Source organism: Nodosilinea sp. AN01ver1, assembly GCF_050565655.1.
GTDB lineage: Bacteria > Cyanobacteriota > Cyanobacteriia > Phormidesmidales > Phormidesmidaceae > Nodosilinea.
The window spans coordinates 1-1368 of sequence record NZ_JBNXVS010000124.1; the positions used below are offsets into that span (position 1 = coordinate 1).

Below are 1368 nucleotides of genomic sequence, written 5' to 3' on the forward strand. Positions count from 1 at the left end.
CGTAGGGACCGCCCAGCAGGTCAGCAACCTCTCGGAAGAACGCAGCAAAATCATTCGCCTCATGGGCTTTCCAGCCTGCCGCTACTATCTCCTTAATTAACCCCTGTCAACCCGCGGAATGTCGGTGTGACGGGTGCGTTTCCACCGATACCTTTTTTTTCAGTAATCGCCTCAAGTGGCCTCGACTGAGGGTGATGCCATGGACATCAGCCAGATACTGCCCTAGTTGACAGCTATTGACGGTGCGCTCCTCCGTCGATAGGTGTTGCTCCAACGCGGTCATCACCGCTGCTGTGCACTGGGGTGGACGTCCTGGGCGGGGACTATCCCATAGCCCATATAGCCCCTCCTGTTGCCACCGATGAATCGCCGTACGGGCTGTAGCAACTTGCCAGCCCAGGTAGTCGGCTATCTGGACGGGTGTCCATCCCCGATGGCTTAACCTCAGGGCTTCAGCCCGGTCTTTGGTGCGTTGAGGCACTCCAGACGCCTCTCGTAAGTTTTCTAGGGTGCGGTCTTCCTCTGCACTCAGTTACAACTCGCAAGGGAGGTGTTGACATAGCTGGAACAACCTGGATGGGCGGCTCTTCAGCTTACCTCCATCGCTATGTTTAAGGAGATCTCTGACAAAGAATCTACCAAGCCATTAAGGTAGGCATAGAGATCAATGCCAGAAACTGCTGCGACTGATGAGCCCTTCTCCGTCTCTTCCCATGCGTCCCAGTCCCTCTCAAGTTGAAGACCTTCGCCTGGCTGCTTCAACGTTAAAAGGAGCGACCCGCCGCGCCTTTCAAGCTGAGATGGCCCTGAAATACTGTGACAGTAATCCCCGTTTAGCTGAAAGTATCTTTGGCTGGGGTCGCCAAACGGTCGCGTTGGGCCTGGCTGAAAAGCGGAGTGGTTTGGTCTGTGTCGGAGCACAGTCAGGATTTGGGGGCACCCGCAAGTGGGAAGAGCGTTACCCTGAGGCCGCCGCCACCTTGGTGAGCATTGCCGAAGCCCATAGTCAGCAAGACCCGAGTTTTACGACCTCGATTGCCTACACTCGCTTAACGGCGCCCGAAGCGCTGAGACAACTGCAAGCCCACGGTGTTGCTGAGGAGCAGTTACCGGCTCTCAGCACGATGGCGGTCATTCTCAATCGCCTCGGCTATCGCTTACGTCCTGTGGTCAAAGCCAAACCCCAAAAAAACTGCCCGAGACCGACTTGATTTTTGAGAACCTACAGGCCAAAGACCAGCAGTGCAAAATCGCACGAACTTCGGCACCTGAATCGCGCCAACTTCGGCAGGTGAATCGCATGAACCTCGGCACCTGAATCGCATGAACTTCGGCAGGTCATGACTACCCCATCGGTGGATCTCGATA

General features: G+C 55.8%; 2 protein-coding genes. One reads left to right on the forward strand and one right to left on the reverse strand.

All coding sequences use genetic code 11. The annotated features are described in order from the left end of the window. Positions 1 to 106: 106 nt before the first annotated feature. The gene (locus ACQ4N7_RS30225; RefSeq protein ID WP_430715120.1) at positions 107 to 481 is read right to left on the reverse strand and encodes a helix-turn-helix domain-containing protein; all 375 of its coding nucleotides are present in this window, start codon (positions 479 to 481) and stop codon (positions 107 to 109) included. 232 nt (positions 482 to 713) lie between these two features. On the opposite strand from ACQ4N7_RS30225, the gene ACQ4N7_RS30230 reads away from it, so the two are divergent. Beyond that, positions 714 to 1211 carry an ISAzo13-like element transposase-related protein gene (locus ACQ4N7_RS30230; RefSeq protein WP_430715121.1) on the forward strand — a complete coding sequence of 166 codons (498 nt, stop codon included), beginning with the start codon at positions 714 to 716 and terminating at the stop codon, positions 1209 to 1211. The last annotated feature ends 157 nt before the right edge of the window (positions 1212 to 1368 follow it).

Excerpts from the sequence above, each read along its gene's own strand:
- ACQ4N7_RS30230 (WP_430715121.1), top strand. The coding sequence starts at position 714 with ATGCGTCCCAGTCCCTCTCAAGTTGAAGACCTTCGCCTGGCTGCTTCA.